This window comes from Nocardia sp. NPDC050435 (assembly GCF_040655395.1).
In the GTDB taxonomy this organism is placed as follows: domain Bacteria; phylum Actinomycetota; class Actinomycetes; order Mycobacteriales; family Mycobacteriaceae; genus Nocardia.
This window is the reverse complement of record NZ_JBFAJW010000002.1, coordinates 191,113-211,682: the sequence shown is the minus strand read 5'-3', so window position 1 is coordinate 211,682 and position 20,570 is coordinate 191,113. Positions and strand designations below refer to the sequence as shown.

The 20,570-nt window shown below is 69.9% G+C and carries 20 protein-coding genes; 10 read left to right on the top strand and 10 right to left on the bottom strand.

The window, feature by feature from the left end; all coding sequences use genetic code 11:
* Positions 1-5: 5 nt before the first annotated feature.
* Positions 6-488 (bottom strand): SRPBCC family protein, encoded by a 483-nt coding sequence (locus tag AB0I43_RS05360; RefSeq protein ID WP_356971509.1) that lies wholly within the window; start codon positions 486-488, stop codon positions 6-8.
* A gap of 101 nt (positions 489-589) precedes the next feature.
* Positions 590-1,180 (bottom strand): TetR family transcriptional regulator, encoded by a 591-nt coding sequence (locus AB0I43_RS05355; RefSeq protein ID WP_356971507.1) that lies wholly within the window; start codon positions 1,178-1,180, stop codon positions 590-592.
* A 59-nt stretch (positions 1,181-1,239) separates the two neighbouring features.
* On the opposite strand from AB0I43_RS05355, the gene AB0I43_RS05350 reads away from it, so the two are divergent.
* Together AB0I43_RS05350 and AB0I43_RS05345 are read left to right on the top strand one after the other, a co-directional pair.
* Positions 1,240-1,812: a dihydrofolate reductase family protein gene (locus AB0I43_RS05350; protein ID WP_356971506.1), complete on the top strand. Its 573-nt coding sequence runs from the start codon at positions 1,240-1,242 to the stop codon at positions 1,810-1,812.
* A gap of 46 nt (positions 1,813-1,858) precedes the next feature.
* Positions 1,859-2,434 (top strand): dihydrofolate reductase family protein, encoded by a 576-nt coding sequence (locus AB0I43_RS05345; RefSeq protein ID WP_356971504.1) that lies wholly within the window; start codon positions 1,859-1,861, stop codon positions 2,432-2,434.
* Here AB0I43_RS05345 and AB0I43_RS05340 read toward each other — a convergent pair.
* Entirely contained in the window at positions 2,431-2,838 is a 408-nt protein-coding gene (locus AB0I43_RS05340; RefSeq protein ID WP_356971503.1) for a YjbQ family protein, read from the bottom strand. The genes AB0I43_RS05345 and AB0I43_RS05340 overlap by 4 nt on opposite strands.
* Positions 2,839-3,015: 177 nt before the next feature.
* On the opposite strand from AB0I43_RS05340, the gene AB0I43_RS05335 reads away from it, so the two are divergent.
* From AB0I43_RS05335 to AB0I43_RS05320, 4 genes are all read left to right on the top strand, one after another.
* Positions 3,016-4,281 carry an aspartate kinase gene (locus tag AB0I43_RS05335; RefSeq protein ID WP_356971502.1) on the top strand — a complete coding sequence of 422 codons (1,266 nt, stop codon included), beginning with the start codon at positions 3,016-3,018 and terminating at the stop codon, positions 4,279-4,281.
* Between the two features lie 2 nt (positions 4,282-4,283).
* Positions 4,284-5,318: an aspartate-semialdehyde dehydrogenase gene (locus tag AB0I43_RS05330; protein ID WP_356971500.1), complete on the top strand. Its 1,035-nt coding sequence runs from the start codon at positions 4,284-4,286 to the stop codon at positions 5,316-5,318.
* A gap of 106 nt (positions 5,319-5,424) precedes the next feature.
* Positions 5,425-5,571, top strand: coding sequence for a hypothetical protein (locus AB0I43_RS05325; protein WP_356971499.1), 147 nt, complete (start codon positions 5,425-5,427; stop codon positions 5,569-5,571).
* A 27-nt stretch (positions 5,572-5,598) separates the two neighbouring features.
* Positions 5,599-6,102, top strand: coding sequence for a PaaI family thioesterase (locus tag AB0I43_RS05320; RefSeq protein WP_356971497.1), 504 nt, complete (start codon positions 5,599-5,601; stop codon positions 6,100-6,102).
* 1 nt (position 6,103) lies between these two features.
* On the opposite strand, the gene AB0I43_RS05315 is transcribed toward AB0I43_RS05320, so the two are convergent.
* A complete protein-coding gene (locus AB0I43_RS05315) occupies positions 6,104-7,444 on the bottom strand; it encodes a serine hydrolase (protein WP_356971495.1) in 1,341 nt (446 codons plus the stop codon).
* Between the two features lie 40 nt (positions 7,445-7,484).
* Positions 7,485-8,735 carry an APC family permease gene (locus AB0I43_RS05310; RefSeq protein WP_356971493.1) on the bottom strand — a complete coding sequence of 417 codons (1,251 nt, stop codon included), beginning with the start codon at positions 8,733-8,735 and terminating at the stop codon, positions 7,485-7,487.
* A gap of 340 nt (positions 8,736-9,075) precedes the next feature.
* Between AB0I43_RS05310 and AB0I43_RS05305 the strand changes: the two genes are divergently transcribed.
* The 4 genes from AB0I43_RS05305 (at position 9,076) to AB0I43_RS05290 (ending at position 13,350) form a co-directional block, all read left to right on the top strand.
* Positions 9,076-10,170 (top strand): tetratricopeptide repeat protein, encoded by a 1,095-nt coding sequence (locus tag AB0I43_RS05305; protein WP_356971491.1) that lies wholly within the window; start codon positions 9,076-9,078, stop codon positions 10,168-10,170.
* Entirely contained in the window at positions 10,157-11,383 is a 1,227-nt protein-coding gene (locus tag AB0I43_RS05300) for an ATP-binding protein (RefSeq protein ID WP_356971489.1), read from the top strand. Before AB0I43_RS05305 ends, AB0I43_RS05300 begins: the two co-directional genes overlap by 14 nt.
* A 75-nt stretch (positions 11,384-11,458) precedes the next feature.
* Positions 11,459-11,899: a Fur family transcriptional regulator gene (locus AB0I43_RS05295; protein WP_356971487.1), complete on the top strand. Its 441-nt coding sequence runs from the start codon at positions 11,459-11,461 to the stop codon at positions 11,897-11,899.
* Complete coding sequence (locus AB0I43_RS05290) at positions 11,896-13,350, top strand: catalase (protein ID WP_356971485.1); 1,455 nt, start codon at positions 11,896-11,898, stop codon at positions 13,348-13,350. Before AB0I43_RS05295 ends, AB0I43_RS05290 begins: the two co-directional genes overlap by 4 nt.
* A 35-nt stretch (positions 13,351-13,385) precedes the next feature.
* Here the strand turns inward: AB0I43_RS05290 and AB0I43_RS05285 are convergent, their stop codons facing one another.
* The 5 genes from AB0I43_RS05285 to AB0I43_RS05265 all read right to left on the bottom strand — a co-directional run bounded on the left by AB0I43_RS05285 (position 13,386) and on the right by AB0I43_RS05265 (position 20,535).
* Positions 13,386-17,243, bottom strand: coding sequence for a tetratricopeptide repeat protein (locus AB0I43_RS05285; RefSeq protein ID WP_356971483.1), 3,858 nt, complete (start codon positions 17,241-17,243; stop codon positions 13,386-13,388).
* Between the two features lie 14 nt (positions 17,244-17,257).
* Positions 17,258-17,560 carry a CU044_2847 family protein gene (locus AB0I43_RS05280; RefSeq protein WP_356971481.1) on the bottom strand — a complete coding sequence of 101 codons (303 nt, stop codon included), beginning with the start codon at positions 17,558-17,560 and terminating at the stop codon, positions 17,258-17,260.
* Between the two features lie 78 nt (positions 17,561-17,638).
* Entirely contained in the window at positions 17,639-18,073 is a 435-nt protein-coding gene (locus tag AB0I43_RS05275) for a hypothetical protein (protein ID WP_356971479.1), read from the bottom strand.
* 565 nt (positions 18,074-18,638) lie between these two features.
* Complete coding sequence (locus AB0I43_RS05270) at positions 18,639-19,862, bottom strand: FAD-dependent monooxygenase (protein ID WP_356971477.1); 1,224 nt, start codon at positions 19,860-19,862, stop codon at positions 18,639-18,641.
* Between the two features lie 109 nt (positions 19,863-19,971).
* Positions 19,972-20,535 carry a flavoprotein gene (locus tag AB0I43_RS05265; RefSeq protein ID WP_356971476.1) on the bottom strand — a complete coding sequence of 188 codons (564 nt, stop codon included), beginning with the start codon at positions 20,533-20,535 and terminating at the stop codon, positions 19,972-19,974.
* Between the last annotated feature and the right edge of the window lie 35 nt (positions 20,536-20,570).

Here is a 20,570-nt window from a genome sequence, read left to right as displayed (position 1 = left end):
TCGGGTCAGAGCTGCTCGGTGTAGGCCGGGTCCAGATAGGCCCCGTAGCCGTCGTTCTCGGGCACGCTCTCGGCGAACTCGATGAAGTTCTCGACGATGGTTTCGTGCCAGCGTTGTTGGGTCCGCTTCATCAGCAACCCGGGCAGCGGGATCTTGGTCTGCAGCTCGGAGTGATACCAGACCTGGGTCTCGTCGTCGGCCTCGGTGACCTCGAACCAGCCGCCGCCGCGGATGCCGCGCGAGCTGTCGATGATCTGCCAGGTGACGCGGTCCGCGGTCCATTCCCATTCCAGGACCTGCAGGTCGGAGCTGCCGTGCACGTCGGCGGTGACGTAGATCTTGGTCGGGCGGTTGCTCCCGTCCCGGCCGGCCACGCGCGCGTCCTGGTAGGCGGACCATTCGGGCAGCATGTCGGTGTTTGCCAAGGCTTCGAACACATGCGCCGGAGTGGCGTCGACGGTGAAGTGAATATCTATTTTCGTGCGCATGCCAAACCTCCACCCCCCACTTACCAACTGGGCCGATTGTGCACAGGCGTGCTCCGAACGTCAACCAAGCAGTCTCTTCTCGGGGCGCCGCAATTCGGCGGCTACCCGCGGCCGATGAGCCGGTGCACCGCCTCCTCGATCAGGGCCTGGCCCTGTTCCTCGGTGAAGATCTCGGGCAGCGTCAGCCGATCGAGGATCAGCCAGTTCAGCGTCAGATAGAGCAGCACGACCGATTCCTCGTCGCCGGGCAGGCCCGAATCCAGGTGCGTGCGCACGTTGAAATCGAGGTCGGCGCGCACCCGCTCGGTGAGCACCTTGCGCAGTTCGGGCCGCCGGGTGGCCTCCAGCCGCAGTTCCAGCAGGGCCAGGTAGCCGGTGGGGAACGCTTCGATCCGGCTGACCACCTCGCGCATCAGGACGACGATGTGCTCCCGCGTCCGCGGCCCGATCGTCACCTGGGCCATGGCCTCCGCGCTCGGCTGCAGCCGCTCGTAGAAGCGAGCGCCCGCCTGGGTGAGCAGATCGTCGCGATTGGCGAAGTAATTGGAGGCCGTTCCCGCCGGGACCGCGGCGGCCTTGTCCACCGCGCGAAAGGTCAGGCCGCGTGCTCCGTCGCTGGCCAGGACCTCGATGGCCGCGTCGACCAGGGCATTGCGTCGTTCCGGGTTGGTCCGCACTTGACACCACTCCATCCGTAGTACTACATTTCACATCACTTCAGGCAGAGTACAACAGTTGAGGCGGTTTGAGCATGCGAAAGCTCGTGTACTACATCGCGGTGTCGCTCGACGGCTACATCGCCGGCCCGAACGGCGAATTCGATTTCTATCCCCACGACGCCGAGCAGATGGCCGAGCTCAACGCCGAGTATCCGGAGTTCGTGCCCGCGCACCTGCGCCCCCACGTGGGGATGGCTGTGGATGAACCGAACCGGCGCTTCGACACCGTCATCGCCGGGCGCGGCACCTGGGAGCCCGCCCTCGCGGTGGGCGTCACCAGCCCGTACGGCCATATGAAGCAGTACGTGCTGTCCCGCACGCTGCGCATCGACGACCCGAAGGTCGAGGTGATCGCGGGGGATCCGGTCGGCCTGGTCCAGCGGCTCAAGAAAGCGGACGGCCGCGACCTCTATCTCTGCGGCGGCGGCCGGCTCGCCGGGCAGCTCCTCGGCGAGATCGACGAGCTGATCATCAAGAGCTACCCGGTGGTCGCCGGTCGCGGCATTCCCGTCTTCGCCGGGGATTTCGATCCGACGCTGTTCACCCCGACCCGGCGCCGCGACTTCGGCAACGGCGCCCGGGTCACCTGGTTCGCCCGCGCCTGACCCGAATACCTTCGTTCCCTCTCCACCGCAGAAAGCAGGACCATTCATGCGAAAGCTCACCTACTTCGTCGGCGCCACCCTCGACGGCTACATCGCCGGCCCGGACCACGACATCTCGTTCATGGACGGCGGCGCGGACTTCTGGGCCTGGCTCGCGGCGAACTATCCGGAAACGCTGCCCGCCCACGTGTGGCCGCACTTCGGCGTCGAGCCGGGCACCGCGCCCGCGCACTTCGACACCATGGTGATGGGCCGGGGCACCTACGAGCCGGGCCTGGCCGTCGGCATCGCCAGCCCGTACCCGCACCTGCGCACCCAGTACGTGGTGTCCACGACCCTCGGCGGCATCGACGCCCCCGGCGTCGAACTCGTCGAGAGCGACCCGCTCGAGCTGGTGCGCCGCCTGAAGAAAGAGGACGGCAAGGGCATCTGGCTCGCCGGCGGCGGCAACCTCGCCGCCCAGCTCATCGACGAGATCGACGAGCTGGTGATCAAGAGCTACCCGGTCATCGCGGGCGAGGGCACCCGCGCGCTCACCGGGCGGTTCACTCCGACCCAGTTCACCTTGGACCGGCGCGCGAATTTCGCCAACGGCACCCAGGTCAGCTGGTTCCACCGCTAGCCCGGCAGGAACGACAGGCGCACCCGGCGGTCGGGGTTGTCGACATTGAGGTCGACGAAGGCGATCGATTGCCAGGTGCCCAGCGCCGGCTCGCCGTCGAGCACCGGCACCGTGGCGTAGGGCGGGATCAGCGCGGGCATGACGTGCGAGCGGCCGTGCCCGCGCGTGCCGTGCGCGTGCCGCCACCGGTCGTCGGCGGGCAGCAGGTCGCGCAGGGCCGCGAGCAGGTCGTCGTCGCTGCCCGCGCCGAGTTCGATGATCGCGATCCCGGCGGTCGCGTGCGGTACGAAAACGTGCAGCAGGCCGTCCCCGCCGGCTTCGCGCGTGAACGCCGCGCACTGCGGTGTGATGTCTTGCACCACTTCTTTTTCGCCGGTCCGCAGCGTGAGGAGTGTGCTCTTCATGGGCCCCATCATTCCCGTCCTACGCTGCGAATCCGGGCACGTTGCCCAGCCGTGCCGAGACTATGTGTGAATGTGCGGATTTCCACAGCTGCGGGAGGTAGCGGGAAAACCCGCGCACCTATCCCGGTACTCTTAGTGGCTGTTACCAGCTGTTAGTCGATCTTGGAGGACCTTCTCGTGGCTCTCGTGGTTCAGAAGTACGGAGGATCCTCGGTAGCGACCGCCGAGCGCATCCGGCGCGTCGCTGAACGGATCGTAGAGACGAAGAAGCAGGGCCACGACGTGGTGGTCGTCTGCTCGGCGATGGGCGACACCACCGACGAACTGCTCGACCTGGCCCAGCAGGTGGCGGTCACGCCGCCGCAGCGCGAGATGGACATGCTGCTCACCTCCGGTGAACGCATCTCCAATGCGCTTGTCGCCATGGCGATTCACTCGCTCGGCGCGGAGGCCCGGTCGTTCACCGGTTCGCAGGCCGGTGTCATCACCACCGGTGCGCACGGCAACGCGAAGATCATCGACGTCACCCCCGGCCGCCTGCGGGAAGCGCTGAACGAGGGCACCATCGTGCTCGTCGCCGGCTTCCAGGGCGTCAGCCAGGACACCAAGGACGTCACCACGCTCGGCCGCGGCGGTTCCGACACCACCGCCGTCGCGCTGGCCGCGGCGCTGGAAGCCGACGTCTGCGAGATCTACACCGACGTCGACGGCGTCTTCACCGCCGACCCGCGCATCGTCTCCGATGCCCAGCGCCTGGAACAGGTCTCCTACGAGGAGATGCTGGAGATGGCGGCCTGCGGCTCGAAAGTCTTGATGCTGCGCTGCGTCGAGTACGCGCGCCGCTACAACGTGCCCGTGCATGTGCGCTCGTCCTACACCGACAAGCAGGGCACCTACGTTTACGGATCGATGGAGGACATCCCCTTGGAGCAAGCAATCCTCACCGGCGTCGCGCACGACCGCAGCGAGGCCAAGGTGACCGTGGTCGGACTGCCGGACGTCCCGGGCTACGCCGCCAAGGTGTTCCGTGCCGTCGCCGATTCCGAGATCAACATCGACATGGTGCTGCAGAATATCTCCAAGGTCGAGACGGGCAAGACCGACATCACCTTCACCCTGCCCAAGTCCGATCTGACCCGCGCGGTGGAGAAGCTCACCAAGCAGCAGGACGAGATCGGTTTCTCGCAGATCATCTTCGACGACCACATCGGCAAGGTGTCGCTGGTCGGCGCGGGCATGAAGAGCCATCCCGGCGTCACCGCCAAGTTCTGTGAGGCGCTGGCCGCGGCCGGCATCAATATCGATCTCATCTCCACCTCCGAGATCCGCATCTCGGTCCTGGTCAAGGACACCGAACTGGACGAGGCCGTGCAGGTGCTGCACAAGGCCTTCGATCTGGGCGGCGACGAGGTCGCCGTCGTACACGCCGGAACGGGGCGATGAGCATGGGAATTCGAGTAGGCGTCGTCGGCGCGACCGGTCAGGTCGGCGCGGTCATGCGCAAACTGCTGGAGGAGCGCGACTTCCCGGCCGACGAGGTGCGTTTCTTCGCCTCGGCGCGTTCGGCCGGCAAGAAGCTGCCGTTCCGCGGCCAGGAGATCGTCGTCGAGGACACCGAGACGGCCGATCCGTCCGGCCTGGACATCGCCCTGTTCTCCGCGGGCGCCACCATGTCCCGCGTGCAGGCGCCGCGGTTCGCCGCGGCCGGGGTGACGGTCATCGACAACTCCTCGGCCTGGCGCAAGGATCCCGATGTGCCGCTGGTCGTTTCCGAGGTCAACCCGGAGGCCACCCGCAACCTGGTCAAGGGCATCATCGCCAACCCGAACTGCACCACGATGGCCGCCATGCCGGTGCTCAAGCCGCTGCACGAGGCGGCGGGCCTGCGGCGCCTGATCGTCTCCAGCTACCAGGCGGTCTCCGGCAGCGGCCTGGCCGGTGTCGAGGAACTGGTCTCGCAGGTGCGCGCCGTCGTCGGCGACGCCGAGAAGCTGGTGCACGACGGCAGCGCGGTCGCCTTCCCGGCGCCGAACAAGTACGTCGCGCCGATCGCCTTCGACGTGATCCCGCTCGCGGGCGCGCTGGTCGACGACGATTCCGGCGAGACGGACGAGGATCAGAAGCTGCGCAACGAGAGCCGCAAGATTCTCGGCCTGCCCGAGCTGCTGGTCAGCGGCACCTGTGTGCGCGTCCCGGTGCTCACCGGCCACTCGCTCTCGATCAACGCCGAGTTCGCCGATCCGCTGTCGGTGGCGCGCGCGCAGGAGATCCTCGCCGCCGCCCCCGGCGTGAAGCTGGTCGACGTGCCCACGCCGCTGCAGGCCGCCGGCATCGACGAGTCGCTGGTCGGCCGCATCCGGCAGGATCCGGGCGTCCCCGACGGCCGCGGCCTGGCCCTGTTCGTCTCGGGCGACAACCTGCGTAAGGGCGCCGCGCTGAACACGATTCAGATCGCCGAGGTCCTGCTCAGCCAGCGTTGAGCCGCATCCTCCGCACGGGCCGCCCGGTTTTCCGGGCGGCCCGTGCGGCGTTCGCGGGCCGGAAAATCAGTGGACGGGACGGGCGGCGGCATCGAATCATGGAGGCATGGTTCAAGATCTGGAGCAAGAAGAGCGGGATCGGAAGGCCTACGACCAAGCCCGCGGTGAACTCGAGCGCTCGCTGAACGCGGCGGGTCCGCTGTTCACCGATCGCTTCTGGTGGAGCGGCAACGCGGCGGTCCGTCGCAACTGAGGTCGGGTGCCCGCTAACCTGTCCACCATGACCGGTCTGCCGCCCGAGCCACTGCCGCTGCACAGCCCGATGCCGGACGGCCCGTTGCCGCCGCACGTCGCGGGCTGTTTCGGCTGCGGGCCGACCAACCCCGCGGCCGTCGGCGTTACGCTGGAGCGCGCGGGGGATCGGGTCGTCGGCCGGTTCACCCTCGACGAAAGACACCAGGGCGCACCGGGTTTGGCGCACGGCGGGGTGGTGGCCACGGTGCTGGACGAGGCGGCGGGCACCGTGCCGAGCACAATGTGCGTGCCCGCCGTCACCGCGAAGCTCGAGGTGAACTACGTCCGGCCCGCACCGCTGCATCGGCCGATGACGGTGTCGGCGATCCTGGCGCGGCGCGAGGGCGAACGCAAACTGCACATCCACGCCCGGCTCGAGGACGACGACGGACTGATCGCCGAGGGAGCGGCGCTGTTCGTCGTCGTCACCGCGGAGCATTTCGTCGCGCACGGCGCGAAGCCGGGCGAAATACCGTTCTTCGGGGTCTGATTCAGCGGATTCCCGGTGTGCGTGGGTCGGTGCCGAGGCAGACCAGCACCGCGCACCCCGGCGGCGTATCGGCGAACGGCGGCGCCAGCGGATAGTTCAGGCAGGCGAAGACCGTGCAGCCCGGATAGGCCGAGGGGCCGAGGCCGAAGACGGCGATCAGGATGTCGGTGTCGAAGTAGCGGCTCGGGTCGATCCGGATCGGCGGCTCGACGTAGGGGCCGGGGTCGGTGTGGCCGGGAAAGGCCGCCATGAGTTTGCGGAAGAACTCGTGCGGCAGTTCCTCGAAGTTCTGCAGGATGCCCTGCAGTCCGTATCGGGTGACATTGCCGAACACGCCGGTCCACACGACCGTGAGATCCAGACTGGGAATGAAGAAGGCGTTCTGCAAACCCAATCCGGACATGCCGTAGGCGTCCGCGGGCAGGAAGTCGGGAATTTCCGCGCAACCCGCCCCGATCCAGAACAGGTAGCCGTAGCAGGGATTGGCCGGCGACGGCGTGATCGCCTTCCGCAGGTATTCCTCCGACAGGATCCGCTGATCGCCCCACCGGCCCGCGTTGTGCACCAGCAGCCCGATTTTCGCGAAATCGTTCGGCGGCAGCATCAGGTGTGCGTAGCCGTAGGTGTGCCCGGCGCGGTCGCGGGCCCAGTAGTAATCGCCGCGCTGAATACCGAGCGGTCCGAACAGTTCGCGCTGGGCGAAGTCCTGGAGCGGCTCGCCGACGGCGGATTCGATGACATAGGAGAGCAGATCGACATTGCGCTGGCTGTAGCTGAACGCCGCCCCGGGCGGGTTGTCCAGCGGTACGCCGAGCGCCTGGACGGCGCTGTTCGGGTCGACCGGGATCACTCCGGTGATGCCCTCGGTGAAGACGCCGGTCCGCATCCCGGAGGTCTCGGTGAGCAGATTCTCCACGGTGATCGACCGCCGCAGCTCATCGCCGAGGCCGTCGGGCAGATAGGCGCCGATCGGCGCGTAGATATCGAGTTTCCCCTGATCCCAGGCAATTCCGGCGAGCATCGAGACGACGCTCTTGGTGGAACTCCAGATATTCCAGGCGGCATTACCGCTCTGGTCGTTCGTGGCCCCCGTGCCGATCAGGCAGTTGTGCCGGAAGATCTGCACATTGAAACGATTTCTCCCCGCCGCGAAATCCAGCGCGTCCTGAATGGCGGCCGAATCCATTCCGACCTGCTCGGGTCTGGCGCGTTCCAGCTCGCGCGCGGAGGTCACCGAGCACTGTCTCTCGTCGGGCGCCGCCTGTGCCGCGGGCGTGAATAGACTGCCCGACACCAGCGTTACCGCCGCGAACCCAGCCAGAATCCCACCGATGCGCCCCATGAGAATCGAGGCTAACGGCTGCGGTGCGTTCCGCGCCGGATTATCCAGTCGTCCCGGCGTGCTTGTGGCGGAAGCGGAACCAGGCCGCGCCGAGCGCGAGGACCGCGAGCCCGGCGAGCACCGAGTGCGGCGGCAGGCAGAAGCCGACGATCAGGCAGCCGGCCGCTCCCACCACCGGCACCCAGCGCGGCGGCCGGCCCTCGGACGCGCGCAGCGTCGCGGCGGCCACGTTCGCGATCAGGTAGTAGGCAAGCACCGTGAACGACGAGAAGCCGATGGCCGCACGCAGATCGAAGCTCGCGGCCAGCGCCGCGACCACCGCGCCGACCGCGAGCCCGGCCCGATGCGGGACACCGAAGCGCGGGTGCACGGCCGCCAATCCGCGCGGCAGCCACCGATCGCGCGCCATGGCGAGCACGATGCGCGAGACCCCGAGCAGCAGGGCGAGCAGCGAGCCGGCCGCCGCCAGCACAGCGCCGACGCGGATCAGCGGCGTCAGTTCCGGTGCGCCCGCGGCGGAGACGACCCGGGCGAGCGGATCCGCCCCGTGCGCCAAGCCCGCCGAGCCGAGCGCGGTCAGGGCCGCCACCGCCACCAGCGCGTACACCGCCAAGGCGAGGCCGAGGGCGATCACGATGGCGCGCGGAATGGTGCGCCGGGGGTCGCGCACCTCTTCGCCGAGGGTGGCGATGCGCGCGTACCCGGCGAACGCGAAGAACAGCAGGCCCGCGGCCTCCAGGACGCCCAGCGGCCCCGTCCGGCCGGGCAGAACGGTTGCCGCCGAGTGGTTTCCGAGCAGGCCCACTCCGACGACCACGGCCAGCACCACCAGGACCGCCGCGACGATGACCCGCGTGGCCAGCGCCGACTTCCGCACGCCGGTGTAGTCGAGGGCGGTGATCGCCAGCACCGCGGCCACGGCCACCGCGCGCGCGTGCTCGGGCCAGGCGTAGCCGCCGATCGTCAGCGCCATCGCCGCGCACGAGGCGGTCTTCCCCGCGATGAACCCCCACCCGGCCAGGTAGCCCCAGAACGGTCCGAGCCGTTCCCGCCCGTACACGTAGGTGCCGCCGGAGACCGGGTACAGCGCCGCGAGCCGCGCCGAGGAGATGGCGTTGCAGTAGGCCAGCAGGGCCGCGATGCCGAGGGCGAGCAGCAGCCAGGATCCGGCCGCGGTCGCGGCGGGGGCCAGGGCCGCGAAGATCCCGGCGCCGATCATCGAGCCGAGCCCGATCACGACCGAGTCGCCGAGGCCGAGCCGGCGGCTCAGTGCGTCGCGGTCCGCAGTCACACCGGAATCCTCGGTGACGAACGTCGCGGGCGCGACCCGGCCGGGCTCGGATATGACGAACGCCGCCAGAAAATCTGGCGGCGCCGGCGCCGACGTCCCACAAGCGCCTCTCGGCGGGTGGTCGCTCGTAGCGACGAATGGGGTGCGGCCCGGGGCTGTCCGGACGTCGGCAAACAGCTACAACCGAGGCCGGGCCGGAGCTATTCCAGCGGCCGGATGTGGCCCGCCTCACCGCGTGTGACCAGGGGAAACGATTCGGTATCGGAAACACCGCACGTCTCGTACCGATCGGTCTGAAAATTTAGGATCGCCAGACCGGCAACCGAGACGGGGTGGTCTGATGAGCGAGGGTTCGGCGGTCGGCACGCGCCTCGGGCGCGCCGTCCACCTGCAGCAGCTCGGCCGCTACCGGGATGCCCGCGCGCTGTTCGCCGAGGAGCTGGCCAGCGATCCGGACAACGCCACCGCCGCCGCCTACCTCGCCGACGCCTGCCTCTCGCTCGGCGACTACGACGACGCCGCGGCCGCCGCCGACGCGGCCCTGCGCGCGAAACCCGACTCCGAATTCGGCCTGCGCGCCCGCGCCCTGGCCCGCAGCGGTCTCGGCGACGCCGACGCCGCCACAGCAGCGGCCCGCCGCGCGGTCGAGCTCGGCCCGGACTCCGCGGCCAACTATCGCGTGCTCGCCACCGTCACCCGCGCCGATCCGGAGGTCGCGCTGCCCGCCGTGGAGCGCGCCCTGCGGCTCACGCCGGACAACGCCAACCTGCACTGGTTGCGCGGATCGATCCTGCTGCAGCAGAGCAAGGCGGGCGCGCGCACCTCCGCGCGGGCCGCCGCCGCCTTCGGCCGCGCCCTCGAGCTCGATCCCGAGCACCGCGCCGCCGCCCACGACCTGGCCATCGTGCGCCTGCGCGCGGGCCGGCTGGGCGCCGCCGCCGACGGACTGCTGCGGGTCGGCGAACTGGACCCGACCGTGATGGGCCCGCTGGTCCGACGCAATGTCGGGCTGGTGCTGCACCGCGCGCTGGTGCGCCTGCACCTGCTGATGTTCGTGGTGGTGGGCGCGGTGCTGCTGGTCGGCGCCGCACCGGAGACCGCCGGGTCGCGCACGCTGGACATTCTGACCGCTCCGGGCCGGGCGCTCGGGGTGGCCGGGCTGGTGGCGGTGCCCGCCGCCGTGCTGCTGGGGCTGCGGTCGCTGCCGCGCCGGCAGTGGCCGCACATCCGGGCGGCGCTGCGCGCGGACGTGGTCTCGATGGCACGGGTGGCGCTGCTGGTCGTGGCGTATCTGCTCGTGCTGCTCGCCGTCGTCACCGGGTCGGCCGACCCGATCGGGATCGCCGTGCCGCTGGTCGTCTTCGGTGCGCTCGCCCTGCAAATCCTGCGCTGGATCATCCGAGCTGTGAAGGAGAGGCGCCATGCCCCGGCCTAGCGACGACCCGGTGCTGAACGAAATGCTCGCGGCGCTGGACCGCAGCCCCGACGTGCTCGCCCTGCGGGTGCGGGTGATCGAATTGCAGCTCGAGCGCGGGCTGTTCACCGAAGCCCTGGCCCAGTGCGGCACCGCGCTGCGGCGCGACCCGGGCAACGCGCAGGTCCTGGGCCTGCTGCAGCAGTGCACCATCGCACTGGCGTCCGGCCCGGCGACGCCGCGGGAGCTGGACGAGTACGACTTCTGGGCGGCCGCCGAGGAGCAGGTCGGCGACATCATCGCCCCCGCGTTCCTGGACGCCGGGCCCGCGGAGTTCACGACCGACCGGGACGCGGGCACCATCGAGCGATCCGCGGTCACCCTCGCCGACGTCGGCGGCATGGACGAGGTCAAGCGCCAGCTCGACCTGGCGCTGCTCGGGCCACTCCGGAATCCCGCCCTGGCCAAGGCTTTCGGCACCTCGGCCCGGGGCGGCCTGCTGCTCTACGGCCCGCCCGGCTGCGGCAAGACGTTCCTCGCCGCGGCCGTGGCGGGGGAGCTGGGCGCGAACTTCTATCCCATCGAGATCGCCGACATCCTCGACATCTACACCGGCGCCAGCGAACGCAACCTGCACAGCGTCTTCGAGGTGGCCCGCCGCAACGCGCCGTGCGTGCTGTTCCTGGACGAACTCGACGCCCTGGGGCACAAGCGCAGCCAGATGTCGGGCTCCTCGACCATGCGCACGGTGGTGAATCAGCTGCTCACGGAACTGGATTCGGCCACCGCCGGCAACGAGGGCGTGTACGTGCTCGGCGCCACCAACCATCCGTGGGACGTGGACGTCGCCCTGCGCCGTCCCGGCCGGTTCGACCGCATGATCATGGTCGGCCTGCCCGACGCCGCCGCGCGCGCCGCGATCCTGCACGTCCATCTGCGCGACCGCCCGGTGGCGGGCATCGATGTCGGTGCTCTCGTGCGCCGTACCGAGGGTTTCTCCGGCGCCGATCTGGCGCACGTCTGCACCTCGGCCACCCAGCTCGCCATGGCCGACGCCCTGCGCACCGGCGAGGTCCGCCCGGTCGCCATGCCCGATCTCGACGCCGCCCTCGCCGACGTCCGCCCCAGCGCCGCCGCCTGGTTCGAATCCGCCCGCAATGTGGTCGAATTCGCCAACGGCGACGGCACCTACGACGACCTGGCCCGCTACCTGAAGGCGCGGCGCGGCCGCTAGCGCCCGAACGCCCGCAATTGAATGTAGGTGTTCTATTTCTTGACTAATTCCAGATAAGCGGCCACGATGGGGTGCATGCACACCACCGGCACCGACCCACGCGAGTGGTTGCGGCACGCCGGCCTCCGGGTCACGGCGCCGCGGCTCGCGGTCCTGCGCGCGGTCGCGGACCGGCCGCATTCGGATGCCGAGACGGTGGCCGTCACCGTGCGCGAGGCCCTCGGATCGGTCTCCACGCAGGCCGTGTACGACGTGCTGCGGGCCTGCGTGAGCGCGGGGATCCTGCGGCGCATCGAGCCGGCCGGTTCGTCGGCGCTCTACGAGACCCGCACCGGTGACAACCACCATCACCTGGTGTGCCGCACCTGCGGCACGGTCGTCGATGTCGACTGTGCGGTGGGATCAGCCCCCTGCCTCACCCCGGCCGACGCCCACGGTTTCGTCGTCGACGAAGCCGAGGTCGTGTTCTGGGGTGCATGCCCGAAATGTCGAACAGCCGAGGAGTCCTTCGCATGATCAAGCCGACCACCACCAACACCGGCACCCCGGTGGTCAGCGACGACGAGTCGCTCACCGCGGGCACGCAGGGCCCGATCCTGCTGCACGATCACTACCTGATCGAGAAGCTCGCCCACTTCAACCGGGAGCGGGTGCCGGAGCGGGTCGTGCACGCCAAGGGCTCCGGCGCCTACGGCGAACTGGTCGTCACCAACGATGTCAGCCGCTACACCAAGGCCAAGCTGTTCCAGCCGGGCGCGCGCAGCGAGTCGCTGGTCCGCTTCTCCACCGTCGCCGGTGAGCAGGGCAGCCCCGACACCTGGCGCGACCCGCGCGGTTTCGCGGTGAAGTTCTACACCGAGGACGGCAACTACGACATCGTCGGCAACAACACCCCGGTGTTCTTCATCAAGGACCCGATCAAGTTCCCCGACTTCATCCACTCGCAGAAGCGCCTGCCCGGCAGCGGACTTCGCGATCACACCATGCAGTGGGATTTCTGGACCCTGCGCCCGGAGACCGCGCACCAGGTGACCTGGCTCATGGGCGACCGCGGCATCCCGAAGACCTACCGCCACATGGACGGCTTCGGCTCGCACACCTACCAGTGGATCAACGCCGAGGGCGAGCGCTTCTGGGTGAAGTACCACTTCAAGACCGATCAGGGCATCGAGTACCTGACCCAGGCCGAGGCCGACACCCTGGCCGGCACCAGCCCCGATCACCACCGCAAGGACCTCTACGAGGCGATCGAGCGCGGCGATTTCCCGAGCTGGACGCTCAAGGTGCAGGTCATGCCGGTGGCCGAGGCGGAGTCCTACCGCTTCAACCCGTTCGACCTGACCAAGGTGTGGTCACAGAAGGACTACCCGCTCATCGAGGTCGGCCGCTGGACGCTGAACCGCAACCCCGGCAACTTCCACGTCGACATCGAGCAGGCCGCCTTCGCCCCGTCGAATCTCGTTCCGGGCATCGGCTTCTCGCCGGACAAGATGCTGCTGGGCCGCGTCTTCGCCTACGCCGACGCGCACCGCTACCGGATCGGCGTCAACCACCATGAGCTGCCGCCGAACCAGGCCCGTGCCGCGGAGGTGAACTCCTACTCCAAGGAGGGCGCCATGCGCTTCGGCTACAACGACGCGAGCGTCCCGGTGTACGCGCCGAACTCCTTCGGCGGCCCGCACGCCCAGCCCGGGCAGGCGCCCGACGGCGGCGCCTGGGACTTCGACCCGACCATGCTGCGCGCCGGCTACATCCAGCATCCCGAGGACAACGACTTCGCCCAGGCCGGCACGCTGGTGCGTGAGGTCCTCGACGACGGCGAGCGGGATCGCCTGGTCGCCAACGTCGTCGGGCACATTCTCGGCGGTGTGCAGGAGCCGATTCTGTCCCGGGTCTTCCAGTACTGGAAGAACGTCGACGCCGATCTCGGCAAGCGCATCGAGGTGGGCGTGCGCGACGCCCGCTGACCCGGCCGGGCCGGGGCGGTGCGCACCGCCCCGGCTCACCGCCGCGCGCGCGGATCGTCGAGTAGCCGGCGCCCCCGGACGGTGAGCCGTCCGTCGGCGCGCAACGGCTCCAGCAGCTCGGTGATCTCGGCGGCCGGGTCGTAGCCCGGCTCCAGCAGTGTGGCGCAGAGGATCTGGACCTCGGCGAAGGTCTCGATCCAGTCGACGTGCGCGGATTCCGCGCAGAGATCGGACAGCATGTCGACCGCGCGCTGTAGGGGGTAGAAGACATTGTCGAAGCGCTGCTGGTCGAACCGGGCCAGGGCGGCGTAGGACTGGCTCAGTTCGAAACGCAGACCACGGTTCTCCGGCTCCAGTCCCACCAGCTCTTTGCGGATCCGCATCGCCGCCAGATAGCACGCGCGGGCCTGCCCCGGTTTCCGGCGCTCGAGCACGGCATCGCCCAGCTGGGTCAGCGACTCCGCGAGATCCCGGCGGTAGCGGGTGTTCTGACGGCTGGTGTCCAGGACGCGCTCGCGGATGTCGAGCGCGCGCTGGGCGCAGCGCTCGGCGGCCAGGAACTCGCCCGCGTCGTGGTGCAGCCGGGCCAGGCCCGCATAGCATTCGCCCACGTCCTGGTTGTAGCGCCGGTTGCCCGGATCGCTGGCCCGCAGTTCCTCCTTGATCTCGAGCGTTTCCCGCCACAGCCGCATCGCCTCGGCGTGGTTGCCGTCGTCCCGTGCGACCCGGGCCAGCCCGGCGTAGCACTCGGCGACGCTGCCGCGGTACTCGACGGCGTGCGGGTGCCTGCTCGCGAGCTCCTGATAGATGCCCAGCGCGCGCTGATACCGGCGCTGCGCGGTGATCCGGCGCCCCGCGTGCGCCGCCGTCGTGCCGAGCTGGCGCAGCGCGGTGCCCAGCAGCACCTGCCAGCGCACCACGGACGGCTGCTTGGCGACCAGGTCCTCGGCGGTGTCGCGGGCCTCGCGGAACCGGTCGGCGGCCGCGCCGAGCAGTCCCGCGTCGCCGGCCAGCCGCCCCAGTGCCACGGCGCTCCAGGCTTTTCCGTGGCGATAGTCGAAATTGTCGGGCTCGGCGGCGACCAGCTCGCCGAACACGCCCAGCGCCGCCGTGAAGTGCCGATCGGCGGGGCCGGGGAGCCCCAGGGTGCGGAACAGCAGGCCGAGTTCGAGGTGGGCGAGCGCTTCGCTGCCGCGATACCCCGACAGGTGCGCGTTCTCCCGGGCCAGGCTGGTGTACTCGTCGAGGGACTGACGCAGGAAGCGCTCGGCGTCCTCCCACCGGCCCGCGTCGCGCAGCACGATCCCCAGCCGCCGGCGGATCGTCCCGAGCCGGTCCCGATGGGTCGGGTTGCGGTCGTCGAAGCCGATCACGTATTCGGCCTCGTCCAGAGCCGACCAGTACAGCCGCCGCGCGTCGGCGAGCTTGCCCTCGAACCGCGCCAGATCACCCAGCCGGACGTGCGAGGCGGCCAGATCCCCTCGATACCAATAGCTTTCGGGCTCGACGGCGCGCAGATCGAGCCGGATGTCGCGGGCCGCGCGGTAGCGCTGCCTGGCCTCGCTCACCCGGCCCTGCCCGAGCGCCAATTCGCCGAGCCGGTCGTAGCAGAAGCTGAGATCGACCCGGAATTCGCTGTTCTCGGGCTCGGCGGCGGCCAGTTCCTCGGCGGTGTCGGTGGCCAGCCGGAACAGGCGCTCGGCCTCGGCCAGCTGCCCGGTGCCGCGGGCCAGTTCGCCGAGCCGGTTGAACGACGCGGACAGATCGCGCCGGTGCCGGTTGTCGGCGAGTTCGGTGGCCGCGAGCTCGTCGCCGAGCGGTTTGCTGATCAGCCCGGCCAGGCTGATCGCGATGGGTGTGGATCCGGCGCCCGGATGCTCGGCGTCCCCGGGCCCGGTGGCACGCCGGAGCAGGGCCGCGTGGTGCCGGACCACGGTCTCGGTGGCCAGTTCCCGGACATAGGCGTCGGTGGCGACCATCCGGGCCAGGACCTCGAAGACGCGCGTGAGCTGATGCTCGGAGGTGACCTCGACCAGCGTCTCCAGCAGCCGGAAGCCGCCGTCGTCCTGTTCGCGCAGTACCTCGCCGATCAGCGCCTCGCCCAGCCGGTCCGGGCGCAGCGGGTTCAGATACCCGGTGCCGTGGTAGAGGCCGGCGAGCCAGTCGGCGGTGGCCTGCCGGGTGGACTCGGCGGCGTCGTCGCCGTGCACCATGCGCAGCAGCCGATCCGCCTGGGCGCGATCGTCGGCGCCGGCGAAGGTGGCCAGGGCGACGGCCAGGCGGATCTGCGCCTCGGTGAGGCCGGGGGCCGAGCGCTGCCAGAAGCGGATCTCGTGGTCGAGGACGCGCTGCACCGGCGGGCGGGTGACCGGTGCGGCGTCGACGGTCCCGGTCAGCGCCGCGTCGAACGCTTCGAAGAGCACGTCCAGCGCGGTCGCGTAGCGTTCGCCGGCGAGATCGGGCAGGTTCGCCACCGCCCAGCGGTCGCGGCCGGCGGGGCCGCGCGCCTCCGGCTGCCAGGCCGCGGCGAACCGTTGCCGGGCAACGGTATAGAGCTCCTCGCGCTCCCAGACCTCCAAGCGCAGCGCGGCGGCCGAGGTGTCGAACGGCGTATCGATGACGGTGCGCAGACTCTGGGCGGCCTTGCGACGCACGTTGTCCAGCGGATCGACCGCGCCCCGGGCCCGGGTGCGGGTGAGCAGCAGCAGCCGCACCGGCGTCATCGTGGTCGCGCCGGCCTGGAGGTCGGCGAGCAGATCACGCAGGGCGGCGACATCGATGTCTTCGGAGTAGTCGGCCACCACCAGGCGCGGGGCGGCCACCGCGCCCAGCGCCGAGGTCACCGCGGCGCTCACCCAGAAGCCCACGATCCAGTCGAAATCGGCCATCCGCCGGCACAATTCGATGGCGAAGCGGGTCTTGCCCGAACCACCCCGCCCGCCGACGATGCCCACCGCCATGGCGGCGGGCTTCTCGCACCACTCCTGCATCTGATCGAGATAGCTGTCGCGGAACAGGTAGGGCACGACCAGCGAATCGGCGAGCAGCAGATCCGAGGGGTTGGATTTGGGCAGCCGGGTGAACCGGCCCCAGGGCCGGTCCAGCAGGAGGTGCGCGGCCTCGTCCGCGGGCAGCACGCGCTGCCAGGCGGTGCGGTCGCGGGCGGCGGCTTCGGCGTTGTCGATGGCGATCTTGCCGCCGACCAGCGCCAGGCGGGTGTCGGTGTTCGGGGTGGCCAGCACGCGGTCCAGCCAGGTGGCGGTGTCCGGTGACTGCACGAGCTCGGACAGGTCGATCCCCGTCTCGGGGTCCACGCTGGTCAGTGCCGCGATCGGGGTGGCCCAGCCGCCGAGATCGGTGGCGACGTTGCGCGACACGGCGACGATGCCGACCACGGCCCGTCGCACCGGGCAGATCAGCGGCGCGCCGGACAGTCCCGGGGCCGCCTGCCCGGCCTTGAGGAGCAGATAGCCGTCGCCGTCGCTGCCCTCGAAGTCGAAGCTGCGTGGCGAGCCGGTGGGGAGCTCGCGCTGGCGCGGCGGGAAGCCGTAGGCGTGGCAGGGCTGCGACCCCGCCGGATGCTTGCCGAGCACCGGGAGGCAGGGGCCGGGCCGCGCGCCGGTGAGGTGCAGGACCGCGAGATCGGGAAATGGCCACGGCGCCTGGCCCGGTCGTCCCAGCTCGGAGCGCACCAGCACCGCGGCCGGGGTGCCGGGTTCGGTCAGGGCGTCGGCGGGCACCAGGACGACCGCGTCCCGGTCGCCGACGACGTGGGCGCAGGTCAAGGCCAGCTCGGCGGTGACCCGGAAGGCCGTGCCGAGTACCGCGCCGTCCGAATCCTGCACGCGCAGGATGTATCCGCGCAGTGCGAGCGAGTCGAAGCGCTGAAACATCCGGCCCGGCAGCGTCAGTCGCGTTTCCAGGTGAGTTTGACATTGATGGTGGCGCTGCCGCCGCCCTCCACCAGCAGCGCGCTGAGCTTGCCGGTCTTGGTGGTCAGGGCCAGGCCCAGCTCGACCGTGGCCTCGTGCGGCTTGGTTTTGTCCCAGGCCTGGGCCAGCTGGCCGGCGATCGCCTCGATGGTGCCGCGCACGGTGTCGAAGGAGAAGGCCGCGCCGACCCCGCTGACGACCTGGGGGCCGGCTTCGCCGTCGGCGATCTCCACCCAGAACTCGGTGTCGCCCACCCGGACCGGGACCGATTCCGCCATTGCCTGCCCCCTGCTGTCATGCCGCCGTCGATGCCGCGAAAGTAGCACGCGCGCAGCGGTCTTCGAGCCGGGATGGAATTAGTTGGGGGATCGCCCCGCACGCAGCCCCGCGATGCCGAGGGCGATGTCGGCCACGATCTCGAACAGGGCCGCGAACCAGGAGAAACCGGTCACCTTCGCGCTCGCGGGCGGGTTGATGAAGCTGTCGCTGAACGGGCCGAACCAGTCCGGGAACAGGTGCACCAGGATGAAGCCCGCCGCACTGACGAATCCGATGAGGACGGCGGCGGTGGGCGCCCAGCGGTGGCCGCGCAGCACCAGCGCGATGGTGAGCGCCGCCGCGACGAACTGGACGGTGCCGAGCACCATCACGGTCGAGGAGATGGTGTCCATGCCGCGGCGCAGGTGATCGGCGCCGTGGACGAGCAGCGCGACCGCGAATATCGCGGTGGCCCAGCGTAACTCGGTGGCCCGGGAGCCGAGGTCGATACGGGCCGCGGTGGGGCGGGTCATGTCGAATCCAATCGTGCGAGCGCCGGAAATCTACGACCGAGTGTAGTAGATATGGGCGGCGCCCGGCGCGGATTCCGCGGAGCTACAGCAGGCCCCACCAATACAGCAGGCAGGCCAGCACCCAGACCACCACGGTTTCCATCGAATCCCCAATCCTCGTCGGTGCAGCGATTTCCATCATCCGCCATGCGGGGGCGGTGCGTGGGCGATTCGTCCTCTACCTGCAATTTTGCTCGTACAAGCTCTTCTTAAGACCCCGCTAAGAGGGTGATTGCAAAGTTGTCTCAACGCCGGAGACAAGCCACCAACGGGGGGTGGGGATCCGGGACACGGCCTGTCTACGAGGGGTGGCAGGCCGAGTCGCGGAGGTAAAGCCAGCCGGGCCGGTCCACGAGGGGTGACCGGCCCGGTCGGTTTTACGGGTAGCACTCAGTGGCTCTTCCGGGAGCTGACCGGCGTCGCGCCACTGCCGAAGGTAACCATTCGGGGGCCGCCGACGATCCCACCCAAGGGTATTGGGCGGGCCGGTCACGAGGGGTGACCGGCCCGCCCAGCGGTTCGACGTTCAGCGGGTGGCGTATTCGGGCAGGGTGTAGTCCTCGGTGGAGCTCAGCATCTTGATCATCAAGGGCCGCATCACCTTCGAGAGCATCAGTTTGGTCATGGTCTGACCGGCCCGGATGCCGAAGCGGCTCATCGGGGCCATCGCCTTGATGCCGCCCGGGGGCAGATCGCGCGACTTCGCGACGAACGGCCGCATCAGTTCCTCGTAGCGGGCCAGCGCCCGCCCGAGATCGTCGGCGTGCGCCGCGATTTCACCGCCCAGCAGGTAGCCGCCGGTGATCGCCATCGCCGTGCCCTGCCCGGCCAGCGGCGAACCGCAGAAGGCGGAGTCCCCGAGCAGCACCACGCGGCCCTCGGACCAGCTCGGCACATCGATGCGAGCCAGTTCGTCGAAGTAGAAATCCTCGGCCTGATCCAGTGCGGCCAGGACGGTCTGCGACTCCCAGCCGCCGGCCGCCAGCCGTTCGCGGATCAGCCGCCGCTGCGCCGTCACGTCGCGGCGCAGCGCCGGATCGGCGTCGGAGCGAACGGTGATGATGGCCTTGCAGGTGCGGGGATCGACATCGGGGCGCAGGCCCACATTGGCGCCGCCGACGATCGAGTGCATGGAGAACCAGTTCGGTTCCAGGCTCGCCGGGGTCGGCATGGTGAAGAAGGACATGTACCCGCCGAGGTAGGTGCTGAAGTTCTCCTCGGGGCCGAAGACCAGGCGGCGGGTGGCCGAGTGCAGGCCGTCGGCGCCGATCACCAGGTCGAAGCGCTCGGTTGCGCCGGAGGCGAAGGTGACGTCCACGCCGTCCGCGTCCTGCTCGATCGCGGTGATCCACTCGCCGTAGCGGTAGTCGGCGCCGCCCGCGGCGGCCAGCTCGTCCAGCAGCACCTGGTTCAGATCGCCGCGGGTGATCTCGATTTCGGCCACGGCGCCCTTGCCGTCGAAGGCCTCCATGTCCATGCGCAGGATCTCCCCGCCGTCGGCGTCGACGTAGATCATGCCGCGCTCGTCCATCTGGTGCCGGCGGATGCCGGGCATCAGGCCCAGCCGCCGCGCGACCTCACCGCTGGCGCCGCGCAGGTCGACCGACTGGCCGCCGGGGCGGGGAGTGGCCGCGCGCTCGACCACGGTGGCCCGGATGCCGGACCGGAGCAGTTGCAGCGCAACGGCATTGCCGCCGATGCCGCCGCCGGAGACGAGGATGCGGGGCTGGGTGGAGCGGTCGGCGTTCATGTGTGTCCTCTGCTGTGAAGCGAATGTCTTAGACATATGTCTAACAGAGGAGTTGCACGTTTGTCTAGTACAAATGTGCAAAACGGATGTCTACGCAGGTGGCCGCGTTCTATGTCGGGCGGTGATACCGCGGATGGGTCAGCAGCGCCTGCCAGGTCCCGGTCCACGGGAACAGGGGGAGCTGCTGCGCGCCCTCACCGGGTTCGTGCGGTTCGGCGATATCCGAGCCGCCGACCACGATGACGCCCCACTCCGCGAGCCGGGTGATCGCCTCCTGGATCGCCGGGAACTCCAGCTGCGCCCGGTTCGAGAACGGCGCCGCCACCACCGGCAGCCCCTTGCCCACGGCCTCCACCAGCAGCCCGAGCGGCAGCGTGTCCGAGATCCCGGCGGCCCACTTGGCCAGCGAATTCGAGGTCACCGGGGCGACGATCATGGCGTCGGCGGGCGGCAGCAGATCCGGCGCGTCCGGCTCCTTGTATTCGCTGCGCACCGGATAACCGGTCTGGCGCTCCAGCGCCGCCACGTCCACGAACCTCCGCCCCGCCGGGGAGGTGACCACACAGACCTCCCAGTCGTCGGACTGCGCCAGTTCCACCAGCTTCCCGATATCCCGCGCCGCCGTCGATCCGGTGGCGATCGCGTACAGGACAGGCCGGCCGTGCTCGTTCATCCATCCATGGTGAACCCGAACGGCCGGTGCCGCAG

Bases quoted from the DNA above. Each gene is read 5' to 3' on its own strand.
- AB0I43_RS05360 (WP_356971509.1), bottom strand. From the start codon at position 488: ATGCGCACGAAAATAGATATTCACTTCACCGTCGACGCCACTCCGGCG.
- AB0I43_RS05355 (WP_356971507.1), bottom strand. From the start codon at position 1,180: ATGGAGTGGTGTCAAGTGCGGACCAACCCGGAACGACGCAATGCCCTG.
- AB0I43_RS05350 (WP_356971506.1), top strand. From the start codon at position 1,240: ATGCGAAAGCTCGTGTACTACATCGCGGTGTCGCTCGACGGCTACATC.
- AB0I43_RS05345 (WP_356971504.1), top strand. From the start codon at position 1,859: ATGCGAAAGCTCACCTACTTCGTCGGCGCCACCCTCGACGGCTACATC.
- AB0I43_RS05340 (WP_356971503.1), bottom strand. From the start codon at position 2,838: ATGAAGAGCACACTCCTCACGCTGCGGACCGGCGAAAAAGAAGTGGTG.
- AB0I43_RS05330 (WP_356971500.1), top strand. From the start codon at position 4,284: ATGGGAATTCGAGTAGGCGTCGTCGGCGCGACCGGTCAGGTCGGCGCG.
- AB0I43_RS05325 (WP_356971499.1), top strand. From the start codon at position 5,425: ATGGTTCAAGATCTGGAGCAAGAAGAGCGGGATCGGAAGGCCTACGAC.
- AB0I43_RS05320 (WP_356971497.1), top strand. From the start codon at position 5,599: ATGACCGGTCTGCCGCCCGAGCCACTGCCGCTGCACAGCCCGATGCCG.
- AB0I43_RS05315 (WP_356971495.1), bottom strand. From the start codon at position 7,444: ATGGGGCGCATCGGTGGGATTCTGGCTGGGTTCGCGGCGGTAACGCTG.
- AB0I43_RS05305 (WP_356971491.1), top strand. From the start codon at position 9,076: ATGAGCGAGGGTTCGGCGGTCGGCACGCGCCTCGGGCGCGCCGTCCAC.
- AB0I43_RS05300 (WP_356971489.1), top strand. From the start codon at position 10,157: ATGCCCCGGCCTAGCGACGACCCGGTGCTGAACGAAATGCTCGCGGCG.
- AB0I43_RS05295 (WP_356971487.1), top strand. From the start codon at position 11,459: ATGCACACCACCGGCACCGACCCACGCGAGTGGTTGCGGCACGCCGGC.
- AB0I43_RS05290 (WP_356971485.1), top strand. From the start codon at position 11,896: ATGATCAAGCCGACCACCACCAACACCGGCACCCCGGTGGTCAGCGAC.
- AB0I43_RS05285 (WP_356971483.1), bottom strand. From the start codon at position 17,243: ATGTTTCAGCGCTTCGACTCGCTCGCACTGCGCGGATACATCCTGCGC.
- AB0I43_RS05280 (WP_356971481.1), bottom strand. From the start codon at position 17,560: ATGGCGGAATCGGTCCCGGTCCGGGTGGGCGACACCGAGTTCTGGGTG.
- AB0I43_RS05275 (WP_356971479.1), bottom strand. From the start codon at position 18,073: ATGACCCGCCCCACCGCGGCCCGTATCGACCTCGGCTCCCGGGCCACC.
- AB0I43_RS05270 (WP_356971477.1), bottom strand. From the start codon at position 19,862: ATGAACGCCGACCGCTCCACCCAGCCCCGCATCCTCGTCTCCGGCGGC.
- AB0I43_RS05265 (WP_356971476.1), bottom strand. From the start codon at position 20,535: ATGAACGAGCACGGCCGGCCTGTCCTGTACGCGATCGCCACCGGATCG.